The sequence below is a fragment of the Mesorhizobium sp. CNPSo 4684 genome (genome assembly GCF_057784315.1).
In genome coordinates, this window is the sequence record NZ_JBWLUX010000051.1 from 1 (window position 1) to 24,797 (window position 24,797).

A 24,797-nucleotide genomic window follows, 5' to 3' on the forward strand; every position below is an offset into this window, starting at 1 on the left:
TCGGGCGCCGCATCGATCTGGTCGTAGCGCTTGTATTCGCCAAAATACTTCGTGATCGCCGCCGTCAGCGACGTCTTGCCATGGTCAACGTGACCAATCGTGCCGATGTTCACATGAGGCTTAGTGCGCTCGAATTTACCTTTTGCCATAGTCTCTTTCCTTGGACGGCCTTGACCTTCAGTTCAGTCGAATGCGGGGCGATTAGCGACTACGGCCGAAAAACACAAGTGCCTTGTGGCCGGGTGCGCTGTCCACTCGGTCCGAACCGATGATCCGATTGCGGGGGATATGGCGCTGATATAGGAACGCGCGACGGGAAATGAAATGGCGCCGGCTTCAGCGCGTGTCTGCAACTCCCGGCTATGTCCTGGCTCTTCCTTGCTGGATTGGCAGCCCGCGCCTGGCCCATTGCCGCTGCGGCGCCGGTCTGATTTGGTCGCCCGATGCATTTCATCCCCATATCCATACGCGGCCCGCTGTTCATGATCGTTTCGACGGGGTCCTATCTCGTCAACGACACGATGATGAAGCTCGCCACCGCAGGCTTGCCGTCCTATGAGGTGCTGTTCCTGCGCGGGGTCGCGGCCACGCTGTGGGGCGTGCCGCTGCTATTCCTGCTCGGCTATGGCAGGCAGATCCCGCTGATCTTCGACAAGCGCGTGCTGCGCCGCAACCTGCTCGAGCTGGCGGCGATCCTTTGCTACGTGGTGGCGCTGGCCAACATGCAGATCGCCGATTCAACCGCGCTCGGGCAGATCACCCCGCTTTTGATGCTGGTCGGCTCCTCCATCCTGTTCGGCGAGCGGATCGGCGGCGTGCGCATGGCGCTGATCGGGCTCGGCTTCGTCGGCGCGGTCATGGTGGCGCAGCCGACCTTGGAGGGCATCTCGGTCTATGCCTTGCTGGCGCTCGGCAACGCCGCCCTGTCGGCCGCGCGCGATCTCGCTGGCAGGCGGGTCCCGGCCGAGGTGCCGGGCATGATCGTCGCCATTTCCGCCGTCGTGGTGGTGCTGATCGGCGCGGGTGCCGCGCATCTGGTATCCGAGCGCTGGGTGATGCCGGAAGCCCGTCACCTGCTGTTGATGGCCGGCGCCGGGTTCTTCCTGATCTTCGGCCATTTCTTCATCTTCATGGCCTATCGCGTCGGGCCGACCGGCGTCGTGGCGCCGTTCTACTACTGCTTTACCGTCTGGGCGGTCATTTCAGGCGTGCTGGTGTTCGGGCAGTTCCCGAATGCCTTGGCCGTGTGCGGCATCCTGCTGGTGGTGGCGAGCGGGCTCACGATCGTCTCGCTGGATGAACGCAAGCGCAGACTGACGGTCGTCGCCTGACCCTTATGGCAACGTCTCGGCAGCCAGTCAGATCGACAGAACTGGCGCTTAAAGCGCCCGCCTGCCGCTGATCTGATGATAGGCCCACAGCACGACCACCGCGCCGATCACGGCGACGATCAGGCTCCAGATGTTGAGGCCGGTCACACCCGAAGCGCCGAAGGCGCTGAAGATCACGCCGCCGACAATGGCGCCGACAATGCCGAGCACGATATCCATGATCAGGCCCTGGCCAGTCTTGTTGACGATCTTGCTGCCGATGAAGCCGGCGATGACGCCGAGGATGATCCAGCTGATGATGCCCATTTTCCTCTCCATTCCCCCCGCTGGCCGATCATGGTCACATGATTGTCAAAAGCTCAAGCCAACTTGAAATTCGGCCCGCGTGCTCCATTCTAGCGATGGGACGGGGCTTGGTCGTTATGGAGGATTGACCTATGGGACTTTTTGACAACGCCGTGCCCGGTGGCAACATCACCAAACCGCTGATGATTGCGCTCGGCGCGCTGCTGGTCGGAAAGATGCTGAGCGGCAGAAGTGCCGAACAGCCGGACGAACCCGCACAGCCTCAAGCGCCCGCCCCCACCGGAACCACAGCCTCCGGCGACGGCGGCCTGCTCGGCGGACTGGGCGGGCTGCTCGACAAGTTGAAGGATGCCGGCCACGGCAATGTTGCCGATTCCTGGGTCGGCACCGGACAGAACCAGCCGATCAACGCCAATGATCTTGGCAAGGCGATCGGTCCGCAGGTCATCCGCGAGATCGCGCAAAGGACCGGGCTCGACGAGCAGGAACTGCTCAAGCAGCTGTCCACCGCCCTGCCCGGCATTGTCGACAAGCTGACGCCGAACGGCCAGGTGCCGCAGCAGCACCAGGTCGCATCAGCTTTCAACAGCTAGGGCGCCGCTCCAGCATTTTCAGCCAAGACGCCCGGCATCGCCTTGCGGCTGTCGGGCGTCGCTTCAACCAGCGTTGCGAACTCCCTGGCGGTCGCTGGATCGACCGGCGTGTAAACGGAAACCGAAAAGTCCTGACGGCAACGTCGTCGAGATATTCGCTGAGATCTGATGCGGATTGAGGAAAGTTTGGAGCGGGTAGCGGGAATCGAACCCGCATATTCAGCTTGGAAGGCTGCTGCTCTACCACTGAGCTATACCCGCTTCGCTTCAGGGCTGACGGGCTGGCAGTGGTGGAGAGGGTTGGATTCGAACCAACGTAGGCTAAGCCAACGGATTTACAGTCCGTCCCCTTTAACCACTCGGGCACCTCTCCAGCCTGCCGTCGAAGCCTTGCAACGAGGCATTCTCGCCGATCCGGTCGAAACCAACGTTTTGTCCGAAATCAGCGAAGCGCCTTATGGCGGCAAGGTCAGTGGGTGTCAACCGCACGTCTCGGCAAAATGCGCTGATTTTGACAGCCCGCCCGGCAAGCCGGCTTTCTGCCTGTATCCATGCCGTTGCGACACGGCTATAGAAGCCGGCCATGAGCAATGACAACATCCCCAAGACCGCCAAAGACACCCACTACGCCAAGCTGCGCCGCGCCCACCGCGACGAGAAGGCAGGCGGCGCGCCCGCCTTTCGGCCGCGCCAGCCGGTGCCGCCGGGCGAAAACGCCGCCGACGGGCTGGTGCGACTCTATGGCCTGCACACGGTGCGGGCCGCGCTCGACAATCCGCGGCGCAAGATCAAAAAAATGCTGGTGACTCGCAACGCCGCCGAGCGGCTTGCGATTGCCGACCTCGCCGCGCTGCCGTTCAAGGCGGAGCTGGTCGAGCCGAAGGAGATCGACAAGGTCACCGGTTCGGACGCCGTCCACCAGGGCGTGCTGATCGAGGCCGAGCCGCTGAAGCCGAAACGCCTCGACGCGCTCGGCGATACAAAACTGGTGCTGGTGCTCGACCAGGTCACCGACCCGCACAATGTCGGCGCCATACTGCGTTCCTCGGTCGCCTTCGGCGCGGGCGCGCTGATCACCACGGCGCGTCACAGCCCGCAGGAATCCGGCGTGCTGGCCAAATCGGCCTCCGGCGCGCTTGAGCATATCGATCAGGTCGAGGTGAAGAACCTGGCCGACGCGCTGGGACAACTGCATGAGGCCGGCTTCCAGACCATCGGCCTCGATTCGGACGGCCCGGCGGAGCTCGAAACGAGTTTTTCAGGCGACAAGATCGCGCTGGTGCTCGGCGCCGAGGGCAAGGGCCTGCGCCAGAAGACGCGCGAGACGGTGACGACACTCGCCCGCCTCGACATGCCCGGCGCCATCAGATCGCTCAATGTGTCGAACGCCGCGGCGGTGAGTTTGTATGCAGCGCGGAAATTCCTGGGAAAGTGAATAGTCAATGGTGAATGGTTGAGTGGCTTGCCATTCAATATTCACCCACTTCATGTCCTGCCATCCGCTCCAGCGCGCGAACCAATGCCGAGTGATCCTCCTTCGCCCCGCCATTGGCCGCACATGAGTTGAACAGCTGCTGCGTGGTCGAGGTATTGGGCAACGAAACACCGAGCGCCTTGGCGCCTTCCAGCGCCAGATTAAGGTCCTTCTGGTGAAGTTCGATGCGGAAGCCCGGCGCGAAGGTGCGCTTGACCATGCGCTCGCCATGCACTTCCAGGATGCGCGAGGCCGCCAGACCGCCCATCAGCGCCTGCCGGACTTTGGCCGGGTCGGCGCCGGCTTTTGAAACAAAAACAAGCGCTTCGGCGACGGCTTCAATGGTCAGCGCAACGACGATCTGGTTGGCGACCTTGGTGGTCTGGCCGACGCCGTTCGGACCGACAAGCGTGATGTTCTTGCCCATCTTCTCGAAGACAGGCTTTGCGCGCTCGAACGCCCTGTCCTCACCGCCGACCATGATGGTCAGCGACGCCGCTTTGGCGCCGACCTCGCCGCCCGACACCGGCGCATCGAGATAGTCGCAGCCGAGATCGTTGATCTTTTTGGCAAAGGTCTTGGTCTCGATCGGCGAGATCGAACTCATATCGATGACGAGCTTGCCTTTGCTGAGGCCGGATGCGACGCCATTGTCGCCGAACAGCACGTCGGCCACTTGCGGCGTGTCGGGGACCATGGTGATGACGATGTCTGCGGCCTTCGCCACGGCGGCATGGCCGCTGACAGTCTTCAGACCCTTGGCGACGAGATCGGCCGGCGCCTTCGAGCGATGGTCGCTGGCAATGACAGTGTAGCCGGCATCGAGCAGATGCCCCGCCATCGGTGCGCCCATGATGCCGAGGCCGATGAAGCCGATGGTTTCCATTGTTTTCTCTCCTGAGATCTTGTTCGAATATCTTCGAGTGGCCGGCGCTGCCCCTCATCCGCCTGCCGGCACCTTCTCCCCGTATAGTGACGGGGAGAAGGGTCTAGCTCCAACGCTGGCGATCCCCCTCTCCCCGTTCTCCACGGGGAGAGGGTAAGGGTGAGGGGCAGCGCTGACGGTGAGTATATGTAACGCTTAAGCCGCGGCACTCCCCTGCCCGTTGAGCTCCCGGAACCACCCCAGCCCAGCCTCCGTGCCCGCCTTCGGCTTGTATTCCGCCCCAACCCAGCCGGAATAGCCAATCCTGTCGATGTGCTCGTAGAGGAAGGGATAATTGATCTCGCCCGTCCCCGGCTCGTGACGGCCGGGATTGTCCGCAAGCTGGATATGCGCGATGCGGCCAAGGTTAGCCTCGATGGTACGGGCGAGATCCCCCTCCATGATCTGCATGTGATAGATGTCGTATTGCAGGAACAGGTTCTTCGAGCCGACGCGGTCGATCAACGCCAGCGCCTGGTCCGAATAGTTGAGGAAGAACCCCGGGATATCGCGGGTGTTTATCGGCTCGATCAGCAGCCGGATGCCGGCCTGCTCCAGTTTCTCCGCCGCGAACGCCAGGTTCTCGGCGAAGGTGTTTTCCAGCACCGAACTATCCGCCCCTTGCGGCGCGATACCGGCGAGGCAATTGACCTGCTCGCAGCCTAGTGCGTGGGCGTAAGAGATCGCCTTGGCGATGCCTTGCCGGAACTCCGGTACGCGGTCGGGCAAAACGGCAATGCCCCGCTCGCCCTTGCCCCAGTCGCCGACCGGCAGGTTGAACAGCACCTGGCTGAGCCCGTTCTTCTTCAGCCGCGCCGCGACCACGTCAGGCGCGTGATCATACGGGCCGATATATTCGACGCCCTTGAAGCCGGCGCAGGCGGCGGCGTCGAAGCGGTCGAGGAATTCGTGCTCGCCAAACAGCATCGACAGATTGGCTGAAAAACGCGGCATTCTTTTCTCCTTCTTCCCGCCAAAGCTTAATCCAGGAGGACGATGGCCGTCGGCGCATCCTCATGGCTTTCGGCAAGGTCTTCGAATTCGGTGATCTTGTCGATTTCCGTACCCATGGAAATGTTGGTGACGCGTTCGAGGATGAATTCGAGCACCACCGGCACCTGATGTTCCTTCATCAGCCGCTGCGCTTCCTTGAACGCGCCGGCGAACTCTTCCGGCTTGCGCACCCGCACCGCCTTGCAGCCCATCGCTTCGGCGACCGCGACATGGTCGACGCCATAGCCGGCCTCGGGATCGTCTGTGCGGTTGACGTTTTCGAAGGCGAGGCTGACCTCGAAATCCATCGAAAAACCGCGCTGCGCCTGGCGGATCAGGCCGAGATAGGCATTGTTCACGACGACATGGAGGTAGGGCAATTTGTGCTGCGCGCCGGCCGCCAGTTCCTCGATCATGAACTGGAAGTCGTAGTCGCCCGACAGCGCCACGATGGTGCGGTCCGGATCGGCGGCGCGCACGCCAAGGGCGGCCGGCAGCGTCCAGCCGAGCGGGCCGGCCTGGCCGCAATTGATCCAGTTGCGCGGCTTGTAGACATGCAGGAACTGCGCGCCGGCAATCTGCGACAGGCCGATCGTGGTGACATAGGTGGTGTCGCGGCCGAACGCCTTGTTCATCTCCTCATAGACGCGCTGCGGCTTCAGCGGCACCTGCTCGAAATGCGTCTTGCGCTTCATCGTCTTCTTGCGGCCCTGGCACTCCTTCGCCCAGCTTGACCAGTCGCGCAGTTTTCTCGCCGTCTTCCATTCGGTGGCGACGTCGAGCAGCATCTTCAGCGCCGCACCGGCATCCGAGACGACGCCGAGATCCGGCGCGAAGACGCGTCCGATCTGCGTCGGCTCGATATCGACATGGATGAATTTCTTGCCCTTGGTGTAGACATCGACCGAACCGGTGTGGCGGTTGGCCCAGCGGTTGCCGATGCCGAAGACAAAATCGGCTTCCAGCATTGTCGCATTGCCGTAGCGGTGCGAGGTCTGCAGTCCGCACATGCCGGCCATCAGCCGGTGATCGTCGGGGATCGCGCCCCAGCCCATCAGCGTCGGGATGACCGGAACGCCGGTAATCTCGGCAAACTCGATCAACAGATCCGACGCATCGGCATTGATGATGCCGCCGCCAGCGACGATCAGCGGCTTTTCCGCCGCGTTGAGCATCGCCAGCGCCTTTTCGGCCTGGGCGCGCGACATGGCCGGCTTGAACGGGACGAGCGGCTCATAGGCGTCGATGTCGAACTCGATCTCGGCCAGTTGCACGTCGACCGGCAGGTCGATCAGCACCGGACCCGGCCGCGACGAGCGCATCAGATGAAACGCCTTCTGCAACGCCATCGGCACCAGATAGGGCTCCATGACCGTAACCGCCCATTTGGCGACCGGTGCGGCGATGGCGGCGATGTCGACGGCCTGAAAATCCTCCTTGTTCAGCCGTGCCCGCGGCGCCTGGCCGGTGATGCACAGGATCGGGATCGAATCCGCCGCCGCCGAATAGAGCCCGGTGATCATATCGGTGCCGGCCGGGCCGGATGTGCCGATGCACAGACCGATATTGCCAGCCTTGGCCCGGGTGTAGCCTTCGGCCATATGCGAGGCGGCCTCGACATGGCGCGCCAGTATGTGACGGATCGAGCCCCTTGCCTTCAGCGCCGAATAGAACGGATTGATCGCCGCGCCCGGCACGCCGAAGCCGCAGGAAATGCCTTCCTTTTCGAGAACGAGAACCGCTGCATCGACAGCACGCATCCTGGCCATGTCCAGCCTCCGCAAGATTGTTGGTTGGCTGACAATGCCAGCGCTTCGTTCATTTTTCAATTTTTTCAAAATAATTTTTCATTTCTAGAAAACAGCACCTATTGACTGATTTTGCTGGATTTCTCGTTTTTCATGAATCCAGATCGAAAAATCGGTGAAAAACTTTTTCATTGTGCTTTTAGGGAAATCGGCGACAATGCCGCCATGGAAACCAGCGAAAAACGCCAACGCGGCCGTCCCCGCGCCTTTCACGGACCCTCCGAGGCCGGTTCGGTGCAGTCGCTCGACCGCGCCTTGCGCATCCTGGCCATTGTTGCAGAAGGCAGCGGCCTGTCACTGAGCGAAATATCGGCGCGCAGTGAGCTCGCCGCCTCCACCGCCTACCGCATGCTGACGACGTTGCAGAACCACGGCATGGTCGAGTTCGATACATCGGATCAGCTATGGTCGATTGGCGTCGAGACCTACCGCATGGGCGCGGCCTTCCTGCGCCGCCGCAAGCTGGTCGACCGCGCCCGCGTCGTCATGCAGGAATTGATGGAAAAGACCGGTGAAACCGCCAATCTCGGCGTCGCCGAGGACGATTGCGTCGTTTTCGTCAGCCAGGTCGAGACCCATCAGGCGATCCGCGCTTTCTTCCGGCCGGGCACGCGCAGCTCCTTCCATGCCTCGGGCATCGGCAAGGCGGTGCTGGCGCAGCTCGAGCCGGAACGCGTCGCGACCATCCTGCGCAAGTCGGGCCTGCAGCGCTTCACCGACAAGACGCTGTCGGATATCTCGGCGCTCGCCCATGATCTGGCTGTCATCAAGCATCGCGGCTGGTCGGTCGACGACGAGGAGCGCCATCCCGGCATGCGCTGCGTGGCCGCCGCCATCTTCAACGAATTCGGCGAGCCGATCGGCGGTGTTTCGGTCTCCGGCCCGACAGTGCGGGTGACGCCGGAGCGGCTGGGCGAGATCGGGCCGCTGGTGCGCGACGCGGCCGCGGAGGTGACGAAGATGATCGGCGGCGTCAGGCTGACCTGACTAAGCCCCGACCAGCGCGCTCCTCGCCGATACCTCGAAGACATCGAGCAGAATCGCCAGCCCGACGCCGCAGGCGGTCAGGATGATGCCGGCCATGAAGATGCGGTTGGCGCGTTCGTAGATTGGCCGGCGGAGCGAATCCAGGTCGAGCAGCAACGACAGCGCCCGCATCTGCAGGGCGATGCCAACCAGGATCGGCACCACGGCAAGCAAATGATGGAGTTGCCACGGTATCGGGTTGGCCGCCCAATGGGTGACGAAGCCCAGTGAGAACGCCAGCAGGATGCCGACGGTGGTGACCGTGCCATTGCGAAAAACCGGCTCGATCAGGTCTTCCTTCGGGTTCTGCTCGTCCAAACCACCCTCCCCTCAATTGGCGCTCAGGTGGCAGACTAGACTTTCCCAAAATCGCTGTACATCGCCGGCCACATGGACATTGCCAGTCTTGCCGCGGCTTTCGCAGGCATGCAAAAGAGCGAGCATGTGGAAAACGGTCCAGCTTTGCTCATCGCTTCGCTCTGCGGTTGCGTGGCGACAACACCGCCGCGACCTGAACCCGCCGCGAGCCAGCGCGCCGATCCGATTGCGGTCTCGCTCGCCCTGGAGGAGACCATCACCATTGGCGTGCGCCAGCACTTGAAAAACCCGGTGGCAGCGAGGTTCGGACCCATACTTGCCGGCGAGCGCACGATGAACGGCCGCAAAGAGATCGTGATATGCGGCTCTGTCGATGACAAGAACGCTGCCGGCGGCTCTGCTGACTACGAGCCTTTCCTTGGCAGGATTTACCCGGATGCCGACAACGGCTTCGAACTCACCGCGATGGGCAACACGCAGCAAGGGGCGATCGCGGATGCCTGCCGCGCGGCAGGGTTGCCGATCGACACGCAGAAATCCTAGCGTGAATGAAAAAAGGGGCCGTGGAGCCCCTTCTTCATTGCCTGAAACCGACCTGTTAAAGGCGGCAATAGTGGCGGTAGCCGTCATAGCCGACATAGGTGTCCGAATACGGATCGTAGCTGGCGTAGCGGTTGGCGCAGCGGCGGACGTGCCAGGAACCACCCTCGTCGTCGACATAGACGGTACGCGGCTGCTGGTTGAGCAGGCTGCCGAGCACGAAGCCGCCAACGCCGGCGGCGATGCCGATGCCGATTTCGCGGTTGTGGTGATGGCTGTGGGCGGCCGAGGGCTGGACGGTGCCGACCAGCGACGTGGCGGCGACGGTGCTGGCGACGAGGGCAGAAGCGATTTTGCGCGTGAACATGATGATCTCCTTGTTTCGTTGCTAGAGGCGATCCATCCGCCTCTTGATCATCTGTCGTTGCGGTGAGGAAAAAGGTTCGACGGGTTTTTGATTTTTTTCTCGAGCCGGCAAAAACCTGCTGAGGCAAGGATCTCGTCGCTCGGCGGATCTTAGCGCCACAGCGAAAGGTTCGAGGGGTTTTGCGATTAGTAGTAGTGAGTAGGCAGTAGAGATTAGGTTGGATCCTGCCCTAGCTCCTTAAGCCCCTACTCACTACTGACTATTCCCTACCCACTCTCTGTCACCCCATCCCCGTGACATGCCGCAGCCAGAACGCCATCGCGATAAAGCCGACGATCGTTGCAATTCCGGTCCAGTCGATATTGGCGCTCTTCACGTCCCTGATGAGCTTCACCGCGAGAAACCAGGTGATGACGACGAGCGGGAGAATGATGACAAGTCTGATCATGCGAGCCCCCTAACCAGGCGATTGCACCTCAACAATATGTAGGAAAGGAATTGGCGGTTTTCAGCATGGCGGCGCCAGCCGGCCCGGCGGGTCCATTAGCAATCGAAAACGGAGTTTTGTCTTTACTGGCGCACCAAATATGCTAACCGGAGCGCCGTGCCCTTGTAGCTCAGCTGGTAGAGCAGCGGTTTTGTAAACCGAAGGTCGGCGGTTCGATTCCGTCCGGGGGCACCAGCCTTCGCTTTGCAAGCAGCCCAGCCGAAGCTCCTTGGACGAAACAGTCTCCTCCGAAATCTCGTCGGGAGGGCAGTGCTGACGGCCGTGCGAAAACCCCTCCCACCTTACTGAAACGCAGTCGCAATGTCAGCGCTTGCCGCCACCCTGTCGAACGTGTTTCTGACCCGGACGGAGTTGTAGACATAGGCGACCCAAATTCCAGTCACCACGAAGGAAACCAAAGGCTTAACCAGCGTATCTCCGGCAAGAATCTGGCTCACTGGAACCTTAATAAGAGCGGAGATCCAAATAATGTCGACTACGAACACGACCGGTATGGCAATCCACTGAAGGAGAAACAGCTTCTTGAAACGAGGACTGCGCCGAAACATGGCAATGACAACAACCAACTCAAGCACCAGAAAAGCCAGCAACAGCGCGATCTCGCCATAGGTCGCCAAGGTACCGTTGGGAACCGTCATCAGTTGCTGATAGCCTTCGATCGATGAGCCGAATTCGGCAAGCGTGCGCAATGGCGACAAGGTCTGACCGATTGCGAGCAGTAGAAGCCACCCTCCAAACCCCACCAAATCAGTCGAACCCTGTGATGGTTTGCGTGCTGACCAGACAGCGAAGAATACGGGCGCTCCGATCAACAGCAGCAAGATCGCCCAATGCCAAATTGAAAACTGCATCCATACCCTCCCGCCAATGCTCTTTTAAGTTGTATATTGTTTTATCATACAACTCAATAGGGTCCTCAGGAAATCGATTGTACGACACCCAGGGCAAGCCGATCGACGAGGATCTGGTGCAGATGCGCCGACGAACACCGAGACGCCTGCCGGCGACCTGAAGAATATCCTCAGCCACGATATCGACGGCATTGGGCGTTAGGCTTCCGCAGCTTTGCACTGTCCATCAGAGCCCATCGCGCCAATCTCCCTTGCAACTCGAGCTACACTTTCCTGCAGACCGCCTTCATCCGACGTATCGATGCTTAATACGAACCTGCCGCTGCCGAGAAGGATGCTTTTTACGTGGTCGATTATTGGGATCGATTGCAGGTTGGTTCTGCAATCCGCCTCGAACATGCGCTCCAAATAGGTCTGCCGAAGGAGCCGAGCACTCAGGCGCTGTGACAACAATGGCTCGGCCGCGCTGGTAGCTATGGCAAGATGCGATGATGGGATCAGTTCCAAAGCAGATTTAAGTTTCTCTACGTCCGAAACGCCGCTGAACACGGCTAATGAAGAGACAAGCTGGATAAAACCTTGGTCGAAGATCACAATCTGACATGCGTCGTACGGTTGATGCCAAACGTGGGAGAGAGCCATGAGATACTGACTGAACCTGATCAGCCAGATCGGATTTCTCGGCGCCAGAATCCTTATCAGCTTGCCGGTGAGTCTGAACCCTTCGGCGTTGTCTATAGGGTGACAAGCAAAGGCGGCAGTCCTGATCGTTGATATGGCAATACGGTGTAGTGCATAGCGGAACCCACTAGGGTCTAGCGGTGAACGATCGACACCGGGTTCATATGAAAGCACTACCTTGGCGACGTAGCCTTGTGCCTGCAGATGACGTTGAAGCGCATGTGCGAAAGTGGTCTTACCTGAGCCGGCCGGGCCAAATAGCTCGATGATCACTTTTCGGCCCCCGAAGGCGCTTGAAACTGGCAACCACTGTAAACCAGGAGCCCTTCCTGGATGTTCGGAAGGGCAATAACGGCATTCACACATGCGTCTGCATTGGTGGGTTCTTTTTACCCTCCAAAGCGGCCGCCAAGAAAGCGTCCGTTGCCCGTCTAGGCCCAATGCGTGTGCGAGTCGGACTTTGGTCCCTCAGGGCGTGCGGGACGAAGAAATGGGGTGGGGATCAATACCTTCCGATGGCAAAGCGCTTTTCGACTTCCGACTTTGGTCCGTTGCACCGTAAGTCCGAAGGCCCTGGCAGGAACCATTGCTTAGCATGGAAGTTCAAGTCACACTTGGTGGTTCAGCTGAAGACCGCCACCGTTCAGTTGCTGGGGGAGTGGCACCATGCCCATTTCAGAAAAAATGATGGACGAGTACTTAAAATTTGAATGCCCCAACTGTTCCCACGTAATCGTGAAAAGGGGCTCGTGGGTGAAGGTTATATCTGCCTTCAATTGCGATCACTGCGACGCGAGGATCAGGATCGGCTACATGACCAAGCTCGCGCTTTTCGATCAAAAAATGCAGAGCATGCGCCTATCATAATCCAACGTGTCTGAGCGAGGGAAACTTCCAAGCGGCCCGACAGATCATTGGGGTGAATCCGTGAACTGTCGGGCCTGACCGGCCCGAGGGCTTGGGAGCCAGGCCGGCTGATCAAATCGTATATATTAGGGGTTGCTCAAAAAAGCCCTTATTGACGATTTCCCCAACTGAGGGTGGCCCCAGCAATTCGGCCAAACCGGAGCAAGACGCTCAGATTATCATGGCATTGCATGGTCACCGGAAAAAACAAAAATGCAAAGCGACAATTTTAGCAGTTGCTAATTTTCATGAGATTGAGCGCTCGGGCGCCTCGAAATAACAAATGGCGAGGGTACGTTTGAGCGCATGCTTGATGCTCGGAACGTCCGGACGGCGAGCCTAGCGCATCAACTCAAAGTGCCGTGGAAATGCCTGGTGCAGCAGGAGGAGCATCGTCTTGCGCAGCACGTTGGTGTCGCGGCTGGACGGGTTGAGATGATCCCAATACCAGGCACCGTGAACCAGATAGTTCAGGCTCTCCGATAACGTGTCGATGTCGACGCCGGTGTAGCCGCCGTCACGGGCGATTTCGATCAGCAGATCGCGGGCTTCGGCGGTGTAGGCGAGATCGCTGGGCAGGCCGATTTCATTGTAGATCTGCATGCTCTTGCGGTCGCTGGAAAACACGACGAAGACCGAAACCCATTTCGGATGCAGACGGGCAAAACGCTGCGCGCAATCGACCGCGCCCAACACTCGTTCTACCGGCGACAGGCCGGGCGCCCGCACCAGCGTCACCCACAGCGCATCATACTGATCGCTGAGATACTGCAGCACGGCCCGGAACAGGTTCTCCTTGCTGCGAAAATGAAAGACCACCAGCGCGTTGGACGAGCCGACATGCTCGGCGATGCGCTGCATGGTGACGCTCGCCAGTCCCTCCTCGGCGATGAGCTCGATGGTGGCATCGATGATGCGCTGGATGCTCGCTTCGCCGCGTTCGCGCCGGCGGTCCTTAGGGGCAGCGTCGTTCGCCGCACCTTTGGTCGCCTTGCTTTTTCCCGCCTCAGCGGTGGCTTTGCGTTGCGCCATTGTCGTCAGGCCTTTCCCCGGCGAAAACATCCCGCCGCTGCTTTGGCACGCCGGCTCTTCGCGGACTCAGAGCGACGGGCGTGTCCCGGCATTCGTGTACCATTGACCCTGAGCCGTCTCATAGGCCATCGCCGCCCGGAAAACATCGGCGTCGCTATAGGTGCGGCCGACAATCTGGATGCCGGTCGGCACGCCATTGGCGGCACGGCCCGACGGCACGGACAGAACCGGGCAGCGGCTCAGCATGTTGAAAGGCGTCGTCATCACCCAACCCAGCGACGGGTTTACGTGCTCGCCGTTGATCTCGACCTTGCCTTTGGTCTGATCGAATTCCGCCGGCACCGCCGGAAGCGCGTTTGTCGGGCAGATCAGCACGTCGTATTTTTCCAGCAACGGCCCCAGCGTCTGGTACATCCTGGCCGCCACCTCCAGGGTCGCGACAAAATCCGTCGCCTTCGACTTCTGCCCATCCTGCGCAAACTGCCTGGCATAGCTCGTCATGTCCTTGCCGTGCTTGGCGAGCAGGGGCGCCAGCGAGGCGCCGAAGAGATGCTCCAGATAGGCCATGCCGGCCTTGAGCACCTCGTCGCCCCAGCCAAGGTCGACCTCCTCGACGGTAGCGCCGAGCGAGCGGAACACGTCGCAGGCAGCGAGCGTGTTCTTGCGCACGTCAGGATGAACCTCGAATGACCCGAGATTCATCGAGAAAGCAATCTTCCAGCCTTTGATCGGCTTGTAGTCGAGCGGCAGGCGCAGTTTCGGGCGCAGCGTGGCGATGTCGAGTGGGCTCGGTCCGGCCATGACATTCTGCAGCAGGATCGCATCCCCGACATTTCGGGCCAGCGGCCCGGTGTGGCAATAGAAGTCGAGGTTGAAGGGCGGCTCGTCGGGGTTGCGGCCGTAAGGCGGCTTGAAGCCGACCAGGCCGCAGGCCGAGGCCGGGATACGGATCGAGCCGGCAATGTCCGAGCCGGTGGCGATCGACGATGTACCCGAGGCCAGCGTCGCCGCTGAACCGCCCGACGAACCGCCCGGCGTATAATTCGGATTCCAGGGGTTGCGCGTCACGCCCCAGCGCTTCGACCAGGTGTAACCGGCGCAGCTGAATTCGGGCGTCGCCGTGCGGGCATGCACTATGCCGCCGGCCTTCATGACACGCTCGTTCATCGTCGACGTGTGGCCGCCAATGGCGTCCTTCGAAAGCAGCGAGCCATGCGAGGTCGGCTTGCCCTTGATGTAGCTCTCATCCTTGATGCCGATCGGCAGGCCCTCGAGTGCACCGGTCCTGGCGCCCTTGGCGTATTTCGCTTCGGCTTTTCTGGCGAGATTCATCGCCTCGTCGAAATGGGTGAAGGTGAAGCAGTTGATTGTCGCCTTGGTCGCTTCGGCGCGGCGGATGGTGGCCTGCATCAGGTCGACAGGCGACAGTTTCTTCGCCTTGAACAGCCGTAACGCCTCGCTGGCGGGCATGTAGCAAAGGTCGAGATCGGACATCACAAATCTCCCGCGGCGGCTGGACCGCATCTGGCATGAAGAATGGCCGGGCCGCAGGGTGCGGCCCGAAGGATGTTGGTCAGCTTCGGTTGACGGCGCTGCTATTTCTGCAGATCGGTCCAGATCCTGGTGTAGAGCGCCTGGACGTCGGTCGGGCAGGCCGGCATGAACTGGCCCTTGTCGGCAAATTCGGCCGGAACATCCACTTCGGGCGCTCCCTTCATGTCGTCCGGCAGGAAGGGCTCGGAGCCCTTGATGCCGTTGGCGTAGTGCGCGAAGGCCGAGATCAGCGCGGCATTCTTCGGGTCCATGATGAAATTCTGGAAGAGCTTGGCGTTCTCGACGTTCTTGGCGTCCTTGAGCACCGCGACATTGTCCATCCAGATCGGAAAGCCTTCTTTGGGATAGCCGTAGACGATCTTGTCGTTCTCAAGCCGCTCGCGCAGCGATATGCCGTTCCAGTTGACGCCGGCGGCAATGTCGCCTCGGCCCAGGCCATCAACGGCAGCGTAATCGAGCGATAGCCATTTGCCCTTCGCCTCGACAAGCTTGTCATGCACCTTCTTCAGCAGCGCCTTGTCGTCGGTGCAGTACTTGCCGCCCTCATAGGCAATGGCCAGGAACATGATGTCCCCCATTTCGGGCACGACGTTGATCTTGCCGACGAGTTCCGGCGGCGGATCGAGGAAAATCGCGGACGTGTTCGGGTCACCCGCATAGACCGATTTGTTGACCGAGATGCCGGTCGTGCCCCATTGCCAGGGCACTGAGTATTTGCGGCCGGGATCGAAAGGCACATCGACCCATCTCGGATCGACATTTCTAAAGTTTTCCATCTGATTGGGATCGGTTTCCAGCAGCAGGCCTTCGCTGATCCAGATCGGCATGACACTGGCCGAGGGCACGACGATGTCATAGCCGGAAGCACCCTGGCGGACCTTCGCCAAGGCGGTGTCGTTGGAATCGTAGTCGGTGACGGTGACCTTGACCTTGTAGGTCTCCTCGAACTTCTTGATCAGGTCCGGGCTGGTGTAGTTGCCCCAATTGTAGATTTGGAGTTCGCCGTCGGCGCGGGCAATGCCGGTCATTGCCAGCAGCGACAGGCCGAGCACCGTCGCGGTGGATTTCAGCTGCATGCTTATTGTCTCCCATTGTCGGGACCGGCGGGATTGCCGCCTCGAGTCCGCATGTTCCCTTCGTCCTGGTGGTCATTCACCGGCGGATGCCGGCTGACCAACTCGATATGTCCACAACGGTATTAATTACTAAACATACAGTCAATATCTTTTTGCTGGCATGGCGACGGTATGGCCCAGACGTCGACGACGCGTGGTCGATGCCGTCAAACCGAAGATTGTCAGGCAATGGGTGATGGATTGCCGCCGCGCCGTCGGCGGTCGCTTGCGGCTTCAGCCTACAATGCGTTCTGCGGGCATGGCATGCTGGCGTCGCCGCAGCGTGAGGCCGTCGGCCTCGGCCTGGAACTCATGTCCTCGGACTGCCGCACAAGTTCGGCGAAGAGAAGGGCGAAACTTCCCATCACGAGGAAGACGATAATCAGGCGTGTCACCGGCAATAGACAGGTCTCAACTGGCTAGCCCCCCAGCCACCCATCCTCTGCCGGCTAACATGATCGATCGGGCTTTACGAGTGTTTAAGCTTGCTCTTAACCATCACATTCGCCTCTCCGGCGACATGAAGCGCGAGCCACCGGTTTTCGATCCGGCGCAGCCGCGGTGGGACCGGACGCGGCCTCCCTTTGCAGATGCGCCTGCCCATGCTACCCCACGCAACCGCCGCCGGCCGCCATCGGGAAGTCATGAGCAACGCCAGTCTCGCCTTCGTCTCGTCCGACACCGCCGATGCCAGGGCGGCGATGGAAAGCCTGTCGGCCCGCTATGGCCAGGCCTCGTTCGAGGACGCCGAGGTGGTGGTGGCGCTGGGCGGCGACGGCTTCCTGCTGCAGACCTTGCGTGACACGATGAGCACGGGAAAGAAGGTCTACGGCATGAACCGTGGCACCATCGGTTTCCTGATGAACGAATACCGCGTCGGCGGCCTCACCGAACGCATCGCCGCTGCCGTCGCCGAAACGATCCGGCCGCTGGAGATGCTGGCGGTGACGCATGAGGGCGAGACGGTTTCAGCACTTGCCATCAACGAAGTGGCGCTGTGGCGCCAATCCTATCAGACCGCAAAAATCCGCATCACCGTCGATGAACAGGTCCGGATCGAGGAACTGAACTGCGACGGCGTGATGATCGCGACGCCGGCCGGCTCCACCGCCTACAATCTGTCGGCGCACGGGCCGATCCTGCCGCTCGACGCGCCGCTGCTCGCTTTGACCCCGGTCAGCCCGTTCCGGCCGCGCCGTTGGCGGGGTGCCCTGTTGTCCAACAAGGCGACCGTTCGCTTCGATATTCTGGAGCCGGAAAAGCGGCCGGTGAACGCCGCCGCCGACCACACCGAGGTCAAGGCGGTGACTTCCGTCACGGTTCGGGAATCACTGAGCGCGACGGCGACGCTGCTGTTTGACCCCAACCATTCGTGGAACGAACGCATTCTCGCCGAGCAGTTTCGCTATTGAGCCGGCGCAAAAAGACACTACCTGATTAAGCATCGCGATTAAGGTTACGTTTCACAATCGCACCAATCCCGCCCGTTTCTGTTGACAAATCGCGGGCTTGCGCCTAATCGCAATACCAATCTTGCAGGCACGCTGTGCTTGCCGCGACGAATGCCGTTGCGCTTCCCCGAACCAGCCAAAGACAACAACACTTGTCCTCAGACACCACGACCGCTCCAGAAGCGTTGACCTTTTCAGACCTCGGCCTGTCGCCCAAGGTCCTTTCCGCAGTCACCGATGCCGGCTATACCCAGCCGACGCCGATCCAGGCCGGCGCCATCCCGCATGCGCTGCTCGGCAAGGATATTCTGGGCATCGCCCAGACCGGCACCGGCAAAACCGCCTCCTTCGTGCTGCCGATGCTCACCCGCCTCGAAAAAGGCCGGGCCCGCGCCCGTATGCCGCGCACGCTGATCCTCGAGCCGACGCGCGAGCTCGCCGCACAGGTCGAAGAGAATTTCATCCGATACGGCAAGAACCACAAGCTCAACATCGCGCTGCTGATCGGCGGCGTCTCCTTCGACGAGCAGGACAAGAAGCTCGAGCGCGGCGCCGACGTGCTGATCGCCACGCCCGGCCGCCTGCTCGACCACCGCGAACGCGGCAAGCTGTTGCTCAACGGCGTCGAGATCCTCGTCATCGATGAAGCCGACCGCATGCTCGACATGGGCTTCATCCCCGACATAGAGCGCATCTGCGAGATGATCCCGTTTACCAGGCAGACGCTGTTCTTCTCGGCGACGATGCCGCCGGAGATCACCAAGCTCACCGAAAAGTTCCTGCATGCACCGGTGCGTGTCGAGGTTTCGAAGGCCGCGTCCGCTGCCACCAACATCATCCAGCGGCTGGTCAAGTCGGGCTCAAAGCCGTGGGACAAGCGCGAGACACTGCGCAATCTGATGAAGGCAGAAGACGCCGAACTGAAGAACGCCATCATCTTCTGCAACCGCAAGATCGAAGTGTCGGAACTGTTCCGCTCGCTCTTGAAGTATGATTTCGACGCCGGCGCGCTGCATGGCGACATGGACCAGCGTGCGCGCATGCAGATGCTGGCCAATTTCCGCGATGGCAAGCTGCGCTACCTCGTCGCTTCCGACGTCGCCGCGCGTGGCCTCGACATCCCCGATGTCAGCCACGTCTTCAACTATGACGTGCCGATACACGCAGAAGACTATGTCCACCGCATTGGCCGCACCGGCCGCGCCGGACGTTCCGGCAAATCCTTCACCATCGCCACCAAGTCGGACACCAAATACATCGACGCTATCGAGCGGCTGATCGGCAACAAGATCGAGTGGCATGACGGCGATCTGTCGACGGTGGTCGCAAGCGAAAGCAGCGAGGACGAAGCGCCCCGCCGTGGCCGTGGCGCGCCGCGTCGCGCCGGCCGCAAGGACGAAGACCGCAAAGATCGCGGCGAGCGCAAGCCGCGCGAGCGCCATGCCAAGCCCAGCGACGAAGCCCCGGCGAATGCCGCGCGCGAGGAACAGCCGGTCGTTGCCGAAGCCGCGGTTGCCGACATTGGCGAACGGCGTCAGCGCAAGGAAGCGATCCGCTCCGAAAATGGCGAGCGCAAGGTCTCTGATCGCAACAACGAGAACCGTGCTCCGGAACGCGGCGACACGAGGCCACAGCGTGCCAACAACAGCCGCCCTGCCCGCAACAACCGCGGCGGCGACGACAATGACGGCACCGTCGGCTTCGGCGATGACATGCCGGCCTTCATGAAGATCGTCGCCAAGGTCTGATTTCTGGTTTTCGTTTTCGCAAGGCAAGCCGATCACCCGGCTTGCCTGCCGCGATCACATCTGTCCCGTCACATCGGGCCGGGCATCATCTTGGTCGGTTTTTCCAGCATCGGAAACTCGGCCTTGCTGCATTTCACGTTCGGGTTCGTCGGGCTGAACATGCCGTTCGGGTTGTCCTTGAACAGCCAGGCATGAAGGTCGTAGTGGACGAACTCCCTCGGAATGAGCGGATAGTGCCCTTCCATCGGTCCCATGAAGGTCTGTCCAAAGAGTTTTGGAGCTTCCTTGGTGTCTGGCGTCAGGGGCACCAGCCATTCCACGCCAACCAACTTCAAGCCTTTCTTGGTCGGCTCGTAAATCAGCACATTGGGGCGCATCGGATCGAGTTTCTGACCGACACTCGGGACATTGACGAAATGGATGCCCATGGCGCCCTTCGGATAGTCCATCGCGCCGGCGATCTTTTCCCCGGAGTAGTAGACGCACCCGACGGTCGACAGATAAAGGTCGCGGACGGCGGTCGTGTAGTCCTCATATTTGGCGAGCGATTTCTTCAAGGCTTCGATATCGGCCTTGTTGGCGTCCTCGGCTCGAGCCGTGGCGGCTGCGCACCACGCAGAGACTAGACCTGTCAAAACGAGGACGCCGCAACGCCCAAGGCGAGTTGTTCTTGTCATGCATTCCTCCCAGATTTCATGATCTGGCCGTGCAAGACCGGGGCCGAATAGATGATGATTGCGCGGCCGTTTGTACCCGCCCCATCCCCTCTCTGGAACGGTGCCAATGCTAATCCTTTCCAAGGTCTCCGGAAAGAGATTATTAGAAAACTCTAATGCTTTAGATCCCTTTGCGGACCACAGGAGCCAAAATGAAAACGACCCCTTGCGGGGCCGCCTTCGCACTTCAATGCCGACCTGATCAGGTGAGTGGCGAAAGCTGGATCTCGACGCGCCGGTTCTGCGCGCGGCCGGCCGACGTTGCGTTGGACGCAATCGGACGGGTCTTGCCGAAGCCGGTGACGGCGAAGCGGCGCGAATCGACGCCCTGTCCCGACAGATAGTTGGCGACCGCCAAAGCACGGCGCTGCGACAGATCGAAATTGTGCTCGTCGCCACCGGTCGAATCGGTGTGGCCGAACACGTCGACCGTGGTCTGGCGGAACTTGTTCAGCACCAGCGCCACCGAATTCAGCACCTGGTAGAAGCCGGGCTTCACCGCATCCTGGTCGACGTTGAAGGTGATGTCGGACGGCATGTTGAGGATGATCTGGTCACCGGTGCGGGTGACGCTGACGCCAGTGCCTTGCAGCTGGCGGCGCAATTCAGCCTCGTTCTGGTCCATCGTGGCGCCGATGGCGCCGCCGGCCAGCGCGCCGATACCGGCCCCGATCAGCGCATTGCGGCGGTCATTGCCGCCGGCAAGCAGACCAAGGCTGGCGCCGGCCAGGGCACCAAGGCCTGCACCCGCGGCGGTGTTGGAAATCTTCTGATCGCCGGTATATGGATCAGTGGTCGTGCAGGCGCTCACCAGCACAGCCGTCGCAACGGCGACGAGCACAGTCTTTTTCATGAGATAACGTCCCTCTCCAAACCGCGGCCTTTGCGGCCCGCGCATATCAGCCCTTCCACGGGTCTTGTACCATGAAATACGGCGAAAAGCGGAACGGCGAAAGCGGCTTTTCCCCCGCTTGCGCCACCCTTGTGCCTCTGCCGCTATTGACGGCCTACCAGAGATTCTTGCCGTCGATGACGACCACCTCGACCTTGTCGAGGTCGAAATCGTCGAACAGCCGCGAATTGACCGAGATCTTGGGGTTGTCGAAGTCGGGTTTGCCGGTCGACCAGTCCGGCGTCTCGGTGAAGGTGCCGCAGCCGCAAATGGCGCAAAACCCGTGTTTGACGGTCTTCGATCCCCATTGATAGACGGAGACGTTCTTTGCCGGGCTGGTGAGCTTGAATTGCGACGGAACGTAGTAGGCCCACAGCGAGCCGCGCTTGGAGCAGAACGAGCAGGTGCATTGCGTTACTGTCTCGGGCGCTTGCGAAACCTCGAATGTCGTCGCCCTGCAGTGACAGCTGGCCTTGATGGTCATGAAAAGCTCTCCTCCGTTGCCCGCCGCCATGCGGCAAAGGCACCATAAAGGAAGGCTCCTGACAACTGTCTGTCAGCAGGCTCTGATCGATAGAGCCGAGCGGCGCTCTGGCTGAAGCAGGTCCGTCGTCACCTGCCAATATAGGCAGCTAGTTCGTCCGGCGTCCCATTTGGGAAAGCCTGTCTTAGAAAATCCAGGAACGCCGACACTCGCGCGCTGAGCAGCCGCCGAGATGGGTAGAGCGTCCATAGAGAGATGTCGGGGCCGTCAATATCCCCCCAATTCACCAGTGTGCCGTCGGCCAAGTCGTGGGCCACCAACGAAATGGGAAGACGTGCTGCACCGACCCCGGCTCGCACCGCATCCCGGACCATGATGAGCGTCGACAAAGCAAGGACCGGCTCGATTTTAATTGTCGACCGGTCACCTTGGGTCTTCAAGTGCCATGTTTGCCGTTCGCCTGTCCCGCGCGCAACGCCAGGAGCGGGGCCGCCGGTCGTGCGAGAAAGGTGAGGGCTCGCCACGACGACCAGGCGGTCGCGGAGAAACGCCCGTCCGACTAGGCTTTCGTCGGGATCTGGATTGACCCGGATTACGAGATCGTAGCCTTCCTCGATCATGTCGACATGGCGGTCCTCTGTCGTCACCTCAAGCCTCACCTCCGGATATTTAAGGGCAAAACCCGCCGCGATCCTCCCCATTGCCGTCTGAGAAAAAAGCATAGGTGCGCTGATCCGCAGTCTCCCCTTGGGTTTTTGACCACCCGAGGCGATCGCTGCAGCCGTCTCGTCCAGTTCGGCAAGCAATGTTCCGGTCCGCTCGAAGAGCGCCCGTCCTTCTTCGGTCAGCTTCAGGTTACGCGCGCCCCGTTCGAACAGGCGCAGATCAAGACTGCTCTCCAATTCTCCAACGCGCCGGGACAACGTTGCCTTGGGCCGGCCGGTGGCCCTTGCCGCTTTGCCGAAGCCACCATGGCGGGCAACGAGATTGAAATCGGTGAGGGCAAGAAGATCCATGAAGTGTCCCACCAGTGAGACGATGTGTCTAAAATTTCCGTCTACTGGACTCTTTATGAGCCACACATATTGGCCCTGTCAACCAACCCCACTGGAGAAATTTCATGACCATTCTCGTTACCGGCGCCACGGGCAATATTGGCCGCCAAGTCGTCGAACACCTCGTCAAGCGCGACGCCGATGTCCGTGCTCTCGTCCGCGATCCGTCGAAGGCAAGCTTCCCGGCAGGCGTATCCGTCGTGCAAGGCGACTTTCTCGACGTCGACTCGCTGCGCAAAGCCATGTCTGGGATTTCCACGCTGTTCCTCTTGAACGCCGTGGTACCGGATGAATTCACCCAGGCCTTGATCGCGTTGAACGTGGCCCGATCGGCCGGCATCGAGCGGATCGTCTATCTTTCGGTGATCCACGCTGACGCCTATGTGAACGTGCCGCATTTCGCGGGCAAGTTCGGCGTCGAGCGGATGATCGAGCAGATGGATTTCAAGGCTACGATCTTGCGTCCGGCTTACTTCATCCAGAATGATCTGACGATCGAAGACATCATCACCGGCTATGGCACCTACCCAATGCCGATCGGCGCCAAGGGTCTCGCCATGATCGACGCCCGTGATATCGCCGAGATCGCCGCTCTTGAGCTGCTGCGTCGCGAACAATCCGAGAAGCCGCTTGCGCTCGACCGGATCAACCTCGTCGGTCCGCAGACACTGACCGGGACGGATATTGCCGCAATCTGGTCAGACGTGCTTGCCCGCCCGATCAGCTACAGCGGCGACAATACAGAGGGCTTTGAGCAAAATCTCAGGCAGTTCTTGCCCGCCTGGATGGCCTACGACATGCGCCTGATGGGCGAGCGCTTCTTCACCGACGGGATGCTGCCTGAGGCCGGCGACGTCGAGCGCCTGACGGCGCTTCTGGGCCGCCCACTGCGCCCATATCGCGACTTCGCCTCAGCAGTCGCTCCTTCCGTGTGACGGAAGCACAAAACACCTAAGGCTGAGAAGCGCTTGCCAGTGCCATGGATGGCCTCACGTCACATGCCAGCCTTCTCAGCAAAAGTGTTCTGGAACTACGGCCTGCCTTCCGATGAACTTTGTCAACAGCCGTCAGTAGGAACGCGGCGGTACGAACAGGCAGATCGTCTTGCCGGCGTCGAGACCAGCCTGGTGCGCGCACCAGTGGAAATCGCCGTCGGGTGAGTCCTTGACCCGCTTGTCGCTCATCGGAACGACCTCCCCCGTTCCGGCGATGACATAGCCCTCGGGCTTTTCCAGCACCTCGCCCGTATGGGTGGTGCGGCAGTCATAGTTGGCGCAGCAGGCGAAGGGATAACTCCAGCCTTGCGGCTTCGCCGCCGTCGGCTTGGCGTCATGGGCGAAGCCGGGTGCGGTCAGCACCGCGATCGCGCCGATCACGAACAGGGAAAACAGAAGTCGGCCAGCCGGTTGAACGGCTCTGGCCGATCGGATTATGGCAGCAGACATGGAAACGTTCCTTTCAAGCGAGCATAAAGCGTTAGCTTGCCCGTTCTTGGAACGTGTCTTCCCAGTGGCCGAATCGTCAGGTCGCAGATATGCCGCGTCCGGCCATAAATGCTTTTTCACCCCTCAGCCCGTGATGCTGGGCTGATTCCTTGGTCGGCGCAAGAAGTGCATAACTACAGTGCCGCACCCCGAGCGCCGACATCTGCCATCCAAAGGGTGCGCCGGCTTGGTTAACGAGAGGTTAACGACGCGGCGCCCAAGAGGCGTTAGCCGCCGGAGGCGTGCCCCTCATATTGCGGCAGGTCGTCGGCGATGGTGAACCACGGCGCCTTGGAGCCAACGAAGATATGCGCGGTCGGCCGTATGGTGGGATCGTCGACCAGCGTGCCCATGGCGACATGGACATAGGCGCCATCGCGGACAAGCGAATAGAGCAACGAGCCGCAGCGGCTGCAATGCGCATCGTGGCCGCTGTCGTCGCCGAAATGGATGAGCCCGTGATGCCCTTCGGCAAGGGCAAACTTGTCGCGTTCGATGCCGGCGAACGGCTTGAAAGCCGAACCTGTGGTGCGCCGGCAGTTCGAACAATGGCAATTCGCGGCATAAACGAATTCGTCCGCCACCTCATAGTGGACCGCGCCGCAAAAGCACTTTCCGCTGAGCTTGCGTGTCACCGGC

General features: G+C 60.8%; 27 protein-coding genes and 3 tRNA genes. 9 read left to right on the forward strand and 21 right to left on the reverse strand.

Annotation, left to right across the window (positions count from 1 at the left end):
• On the reverse strand, window positions 1-149 hold a 149-nt coding region (locus AC04SG_RS30750; RefSeq protein WP_232375805.1), incomplete at its 3' end, for a GTP-binding protein.
• Window positions 150-443: 294 nt separating this feature from the next.
• Here AC04SG_RS30750 and AC04SG_RS30755 point away from each other — a divergent pair.
• Window positions 444-1,331, forward strand: a complete 888-nt coding sequence (locus AC04SG_RS30755) for a DMT family transporter (protein ID WP_488554101.1) — start codon at window positions 444-446, stop codon at window positions 1,329-1,331.
• A 48-nt stretch (window positions 1,332-1,379) separates the two neighbouring features.
• On the opposite strand, the gene AC04SG_RS30760 is transcribed toward AC04SG_RS30755, so the two are convergent.
• The gene (locus tag AC04SG_RS30760; RefSeq protein ID WP_142864859.1) at window positions 1,380-1,637 is read right to left on the reverse strand and encodes a GlsB/YeaQ/YmgE family stress response membrane protein; all 258 of its coding nucleotides are present in this window, start codon (window positions 1,635-1,637) and stop codon (window positions 1,380-1,382) included.
• Between the two features lie 131 nt (window positions 1,638-1,768).
• Between AC04SG_RS30760 and AC04SG_RS30765 the strand changes: the two genes are divergently transcribed.
• Window positions 1,769-2,230: a YidB family protein gene (locus AC04SG_RS30765; protein WP_488554102.1), complete on the forward strand. Its 462-nt coding sequence runs from the start codon at window positions 1,769-1,771 to the stop codon at window positions 2,228-2,230.
• Window positions 2,231-2,417: 187 nt separating this feature from the next.
• On the opposite strand, the gene AC04SG_RS30770 is transcribed toward AC04SG_RS30765, so the two are convergent.
• Window positions 2,418-2,491: transfer RNA gene (locus AC04SG_RS30770), tRNA-Gly, on the reverse strand.
• A gap of 27 nt (window positions 2,492-2,518) precedes the next feature.
• Window positions 2,519-2,603 (reverse strand) — tRNA-Tyr (locus AC04SG_RS30775).
• A gap of 210 nt (window positions 2,604-2,813) precedes the next feature.
• Between AC04SG_RS30775 and AC04SG_RS30780 the strand changes: the two genes are divergently transcribed.
• A complete protein-coding gene (locus tag AC04SG_RS30780; protein WP_488554103.1) occupies window positions 2,814-3,665 on the forward strand; it encodes a TrmH family RNA methyltransferase in 852 nt (283 codons plus the stop codon).
• Window positions 3,666-3,699: 34 nt separating this feature from the next.
• Here AC04SG_RS30780 and AC04SG_RS30785 read toward each other — a convergent pair whose 3' ends face one another.
• From AC04SG_RS30785 to gcl, 3 genes are all read right to left on the reverse strand, one after another.
• Entirely contained in the window at window positions 3,700-4,590 is an 891-nt protein-coding gene (locus tag AC04SG_RS30785) for a 2-hydroxy-3-oxopropionate reductase (protein WP_488554104.1), read from the reverse strand.
• Window positions 4,591-4,785: 195 nt separating this feature from the next.
• The gene (otnI, locus tag AC04SG_RS30790; RefSeq protein ID WP_488554105.1) at window positions 4,786-5,583 is read right to left on the reverse strand and encodes a 2-oxo-tetronate isomerase; all 798 of its coding nucleotides are present in this window, start codon (window positions 5,581-5,583) and stop codon (window positions 4,786-4,788) included.
• A gap of 26 nt (window positions 5,584-5,609) precedes the next feature.
• Window positions 5,610-7,391, reverse strand: coding sequence for a glyoxylate carboligase (gene gcl, locus AC04SG_RS30795; RefSeq protein WP_488554106.1), 1,782 nt, complete (start codon window positions 7,389-7,391; stop codon window positions 5,610-5,612).
• Window positions 7,392-7,595: 204 nt separating this feature from the next.
• On the opposite strand from gcl, the gene bhcR reads away from it, so the two are divergent.
• Window positions 7,596-8,417, forward strand: coding sequence for an HTH-type transcriptional regulator BhcR (gene bhcR / locus AC04SG_RS30800; protein ID WP_192252388.1), 822 nt, complete (start codon window positions 7,596-7,598; stop codon window positions 8,415-8,417).
• On the opposite strand, the gene AC04SG_RS30805 is transcribed toward bhcR, so the two are convergent.
• On the reverse strand, window positions 8,418-8,774 hold the full coding sequence (locus AC04SG_RS30805) for a hypothetical protein (protein WP_192252385.1): 357 nt from the start codon (window positions 8,772-8,774) through the stop codon (window positions 8,418-8,420).
• 108 nt (window positions 8,775-8,882) lie between these two features.
• Here AC04SG_RS30805 and AC04SG_RS30810 point away from each other — a divergent pair, with 108 nt between their 5' ends.
• Entirely contained in the window at window positions 8,883-9,317 is a 435-nt protein-coding gene (locus AC04SG_RS30810) for a hypothetical protein (protein WP_488554107.1), read from the forward strand.
• A 55-nt stretch (window positions 9,318-9,372) separates the two neighbouring features.
• Here the strand turns inward: AC04SG_RS30810 and AC04SG_RS30815 are convergent, their stop codons facing one another.
• Together AC04SG_RS30815 and AC04SG_RS30820 are read right to left on the reverse strand one after the other, a co-directional pair.
• Window positions 9,373-9,681, reverse strand: a complete 309-nt coding sequence (locus tag AC04SG_RS30815; protein ID WP_488554108.1) for a BA14K family protein — start codon at window positions 9,679-9,681, stop codon at window positions 9,373-9,375.
• Window positions 9,682-9,961: 280 nt separating this feature from the next.
• On the reverse strand, window positions 9,962-10,129 hold the full coding sequence (locus tag AC04SG_RS30820; protein ID WP_488554109.1) for a hypothetical protein: 168 nt from the start codon (window positions 10,127-10,129) through the stop codon (window positions 9,962-9,964).
• Window positions 10,130-10,287: 158 nt separating this feature from the next.
• Between AC04SG_RS30820 and AC04SG_RS30825 the strand changes: the two genes are divergently transcribed.
• Window positions 10,288-10,363: transfer RNA gene (locus AC04SG_RS30825), tRNA-Thr, on the forward strand.
• 107 nt (window positions 10,364-10,470) lie between these two features.
• On the opposite strand, the gene AC04SG_RS30830 is transcribed toward AC04SG_RS30825, so the two are convergent.
• From AC04SG_RS30830 to AC04SG_RS30850, 5 genes are all read right to left on the reverse strand, one after another.
• Window positions 10,471-11,040, reverse strand: a complete 570-nt coding sequence (locus AC04SG_RS30830) for a DUF2569 family protein (protein ID WP_488554110.1) — start codon at window positions 11,038-11,040, stop codon at window positions 10,471-10,473.
• Window positions 11,041-11,238: 198 nt separating this feature from the next.
• Window positions 11,239-11,994, reverse strand: a complete 756-nt coding sequence (locus AC04SG_RS30835) for a hypothetical protein (protein WP_488554111.1) — start codon at window positions 11,992-11,994, stop codon at window positions 11,239-11,241.
• 972 nt (window positions 11,995-12,966) lie between these two features.
• Window positions 12,967-13,659, reverse strand: a complete 693-nt coding sequence (locus tag AC04SG_RS30840) for a TetR/AcrR family transcriptional regulator (RefSeq protein ID WP_488554112.1) — start codon at window positions 13,657-13,659, stop codon at window positions 12,967-12,969.
• Between the two features lie 66 nt (window positions 13,660-13,725).
• Window positions 13,726-15,153 carry an amidase gene (locus AC04SG_RS30845; RefSeq protein WP_488554113.1) on the reverse strand — a complete coding sequence of 476 codons (1,428 nt, stop codon included), beginning with the start codon at window positions 15,151-15,153 and terminating at the stop codon, window positions 13,726-13,728.
• 101 nt (window positions 15,154-15,254) lie between these two features.
• Complete coding sequence (locus AC04SG_RS30850) at window positions 15,255-16,289, reverse strand: extracellular solute-binding protein (RefSeq protein WP_488554114.1); 1,035 nt, start codon at window positions 16,287-16,289, stop codon at window positions 15,255-15,257.
• Window positions 16,290-16,972: 683 nt separating this feature from the next.
• Here AC04SG_RS30850 and AC04SG_RS30855 point away from each other — a divergent pair.
• Window positions 16,973-17,740 carry an NAD kinase gene (locus AC04SG_RS30855; RefSeq protein WP_352585960.1) on the forward strand — a complete coding sequence of 256 codons (768 nt, stop codon included), beginning with the start codon at window positions 16,973-16,975 and terminating at the stop codon, window positions 17,738-17,740.
• 191 nt (window positions 17,741-17,931) lie between these two features.
• Window positions 17,932-19,527: a DEAD/DEAH box helicase gene (locus AC04SG_RS30860; protein WP_488554115.1), complete on the forward strand. Its 1,596-nt coding sequence runs from the start codon at window positions 17,932-17,934 to the stop codon at window positions 19,525-19,527.
• Between the two features lie 68 nt (window positions 19,528-19,595).
• On the opposite strand, the gene AC04SG_RS30865 is transcribed toward AC04SG_RS30860, so the two are convergent.
• The 4 genes from AC04SG_RS30865 to AC04SG_RS30880 all read right to left on the reverse strand — a co-directional run bounded on the left by AC04SG_RS30865 (window position 19,596) and on the right by AC04SG_RS30880 (window position 22,635).
• Entirely contained in the window at window positions 19,596-20,204 is a 609-nt protein-coding gene (locus AC04SG_RS30865; protein ID WP_488554116.1) for a hypothetical protein, read from the reverse strand.
• Between the two features lie 241 nt (window positions 20,205-20,445).
• A complete protein-coding gene (locus AC04SG_RS30870; protein ID WP_112564362.1) occupies window positions 20,446-21,096 on the reverse strand; it encodes a YiaD family glycine zipper/OmpA-like lipoprotein in 651 nt (216 codons plus the stop codon).
• Window positions 21,097-21,250: 154 nt separating this feature from the next.
• Window positions 21,251-21,619 (reverse strand): GFA family protein, encoded by a 369-nt coding sequence (locus AC04SG_RS30875; RefSeq protein ID WP_142864880.1) that lies wholly within the window; start codon window positions 21,617-21,619, stop codon window positions 21,251-21,253.
• 128 nt (window positions 21,620-21,747) lie between these two features.
• Window positions 21,748-22,635 carry a LysR family transcriptional regulator gene (locus AC04SG_RS30880; RefSeq protein ID WP_488554117.1) on the reverse strand — a complete coding sequence of 296 codons (888 nt, stop codon included), beginning with the start codon at window positions 22,633-22,635 and terminating at the stop codon, window positions 21,748-21,750.
• A gap of 104 nt (window positions 22,636-22,739) precedes the next feature.
• Between AC04SG_RS30880 and AC04SG_RS30885 the strand changes: the two genes are divergently transcribed.
• The gene (locus tag AC04SG_RS30885; RefSeq protein WP_488554118.1) at window positions 22,740-23,609 is read left to right on the forward strand and encodes an SDR family oxidoreductase; all 870 of its coding nucleotides are present in this window, start codon (window positions 22,740-22,742) and stop codon (window positions 23,607-23,609) included.
• 132 nt (window positions 23,610-23,741) lie between these two features.
• Here AC04SG_RS30885 and AC04SG_RS30890 read toward each other — a convergent pair whose 3' ends face one another.
• Window positions 23,742-24,119 carry a hypothetical protein gene (locus tag AC04SG_RS30890; RefSeq protein WP_488554119.1) on the reverse strand — a complete coding sequence of 126 codons (378 nt, stop codon included), beginning with the start codon at window positions 24,117-24,119 and terminating at the stop codon, window positions 23,742-23,744.
• A 266-nt stretch (window positions 24,120-24,385) separates the two neighbouring features.
• Window positions 24,386-24,793, reverse strand: coding sequence for a GFA family protein (locus AC04SG_RS30895; RefSeq protein ID WP_454588567.1), 408 nt, complete (start codon window positions 24,791-24,793; stop codon window positions 24,386-24,388).
• Between the last annotated feature and the right edge of the window lie 4 nt (window positions 24,794-24,797).

Excerpts from the sequence above, each read along its gene's own strand:
- AC04SG_RS30865 (WP_488554116.1), bottom strand. The coding sequence starts at position 20,204 with ATGACAAGAACAACTCGCCTTGGGCGTTGCGGCGTCCTCGTTTTGACA.
- AC04SG_RS30760 (WP_142864859.1), bottom strand. The coding sequence starts at position 1,637 with ATGGGCATCATCAGCTGGATCATCCTCGGCGTCATCGCCGGCTTCATC.
- otnI (WP_488554105.1), bottom strand. The coding sequence starts at position 5,583 with ATGCCGCGTTTTTCAGCCAATCTGTCGATGCTGTTTGGCGAGCACGAA.
- AC04SG_RS30780 (WP_488554103.1), top strand. The coding sequence starts at position 2,814 with ATGAGCAATGACAACATCCCCAAGACCGCCAAAGACACCCACTACGCC.
- AC04SG_RS30880 (WP_488554117.1), bottom strand. The coding sequence starts at position 22,635 with ATGGATCTTCTTGCCCTCACCGATTTCAATCTCGTTGCCCGCCATGGT.
- AC04SG_RS30785 (WP_488554104.1), bottom strand. The coding sequence starts at position 4,590 with ATGGAAACCATCGGCTTCATCGGCCTCGGCATCATGGGCGCACCGATG.
- AC04SG_RS30815 (WP_488554108.1), bottom strand. The coding sequence starts at position 9,681 with ATGTTCACGCGCAAAATCGCTTCTGCCCTCGTCGCCAGCACCGTCGCC.
- AC04SG_RS30755 (WP_488554101.1), top strand. The coding sequence starts at position 444 with ATGCATTTCATCCCCATATCCATACGCGGCCCGCTGTTCATGATCGTT.
- gcl (WP_488554106.1), bottom strand. The coding sequence starts at position 7,391 with ATGGCCAGGATGCGTGCTGTCGATGCAGCGGTTCTCGTTCTCGAAAAG.
- AC04SG_RS30870 (WP_112564362.1), bottom strand. The coding sequence starts at position 21,096 with ATGAAAAAGACTGTGCTCGTCGCCGTTGCGACGGCTGTGCTGGTGAGC.
- AC04SG_RS30875 (WP_142864880.1), bottom strand. The coding sequence starts at position 21,619 with ATGACCATCAAGGCCAGCTGTCACTGCAGGGCGACGACATTCGAGGTT.
- bhcR (WP_192252388.1), top strand. The coding sequence starts at position 7,596 with ATGGAAACCAGCGAAAAACGCCAACGCGGCCGTCCCCGCGCCTTTCAC.
- AC04SG_RS30820 (WP_488554109.1), bottom strand. The coding sequence starts at position 10,129 with ATGATCAGACTTGTCATCATTCTCCCGCTCGTCGTCATCACCTGGTTT.
- AC04SG_RS30850 (WP_488554114.1), bottom strand. The coding sequence starts at position 16,289 with ATGCAGCTGAAATCCACCGCGACGGTGCTCGGCCTGTCGCTGCTGGCA.
- AC04SG_RS30810 (WP_488554107.1), top strand. The coding sequence starts at position 8,883 with ATGCAAAAGAGCGAGCATGTGGAAAACGGTCCAGCTTTGCTCATCGCT.
- AC04SG_RS30830 (WP_488554110.1), bottom strand. The coding sequence starts at position 11,040 with ATGCAGTTTTCAATTTGGCATTGGGCGATCTTGCTGCTGTTGATCGGA.
- AC04SG_RS30890 (WP_488554119.1), bottom strand. The coding sequence starts at position 24,119 with ATGTCTGCTGCCATAATCCGATCGGCCAGAGCCGTTCAACCGGCTGGC.
- AC04SG_RS30840 (WP_488554112.1), bottom strand. The coding sequence starts at position 13,659 with ATGGCGCAACGCAAAGCCACCGCTGAGGCGGGAAAAAGCAAGGCGACC.
- AC04SG_RS30765 (WP_488554102.1), top strand. The coding sequence starts at position 1,769 with ATGGGACTTTTTGACAACGCCGTGCCCGGTGGCAACATCACCAAACCG.
- AC04SG_RS30855 (WP_352585960.1), top strand. The coding sequence starts at position 16,973 with ATGAGCAACGCCAGTCTCGCCTTCGTCTCGTCCGACACCGCCGATGCC.
- AC04SG_RS30885 (WP_488554118.1), top strand. The coding sequence starts at position 22,740 with ATGACCATTCTCGTTACCGGCGCCACGGGCAATATTGGCCGCCAAGTC.
- AC04SG_RS30845 (WP_488554113.1), bottom strand. The coding sequence starts at position 15,153 with ATGTCCGATCTCGACCTTTGCTACATGCCCGCCAGCGAGGCGTTACGG.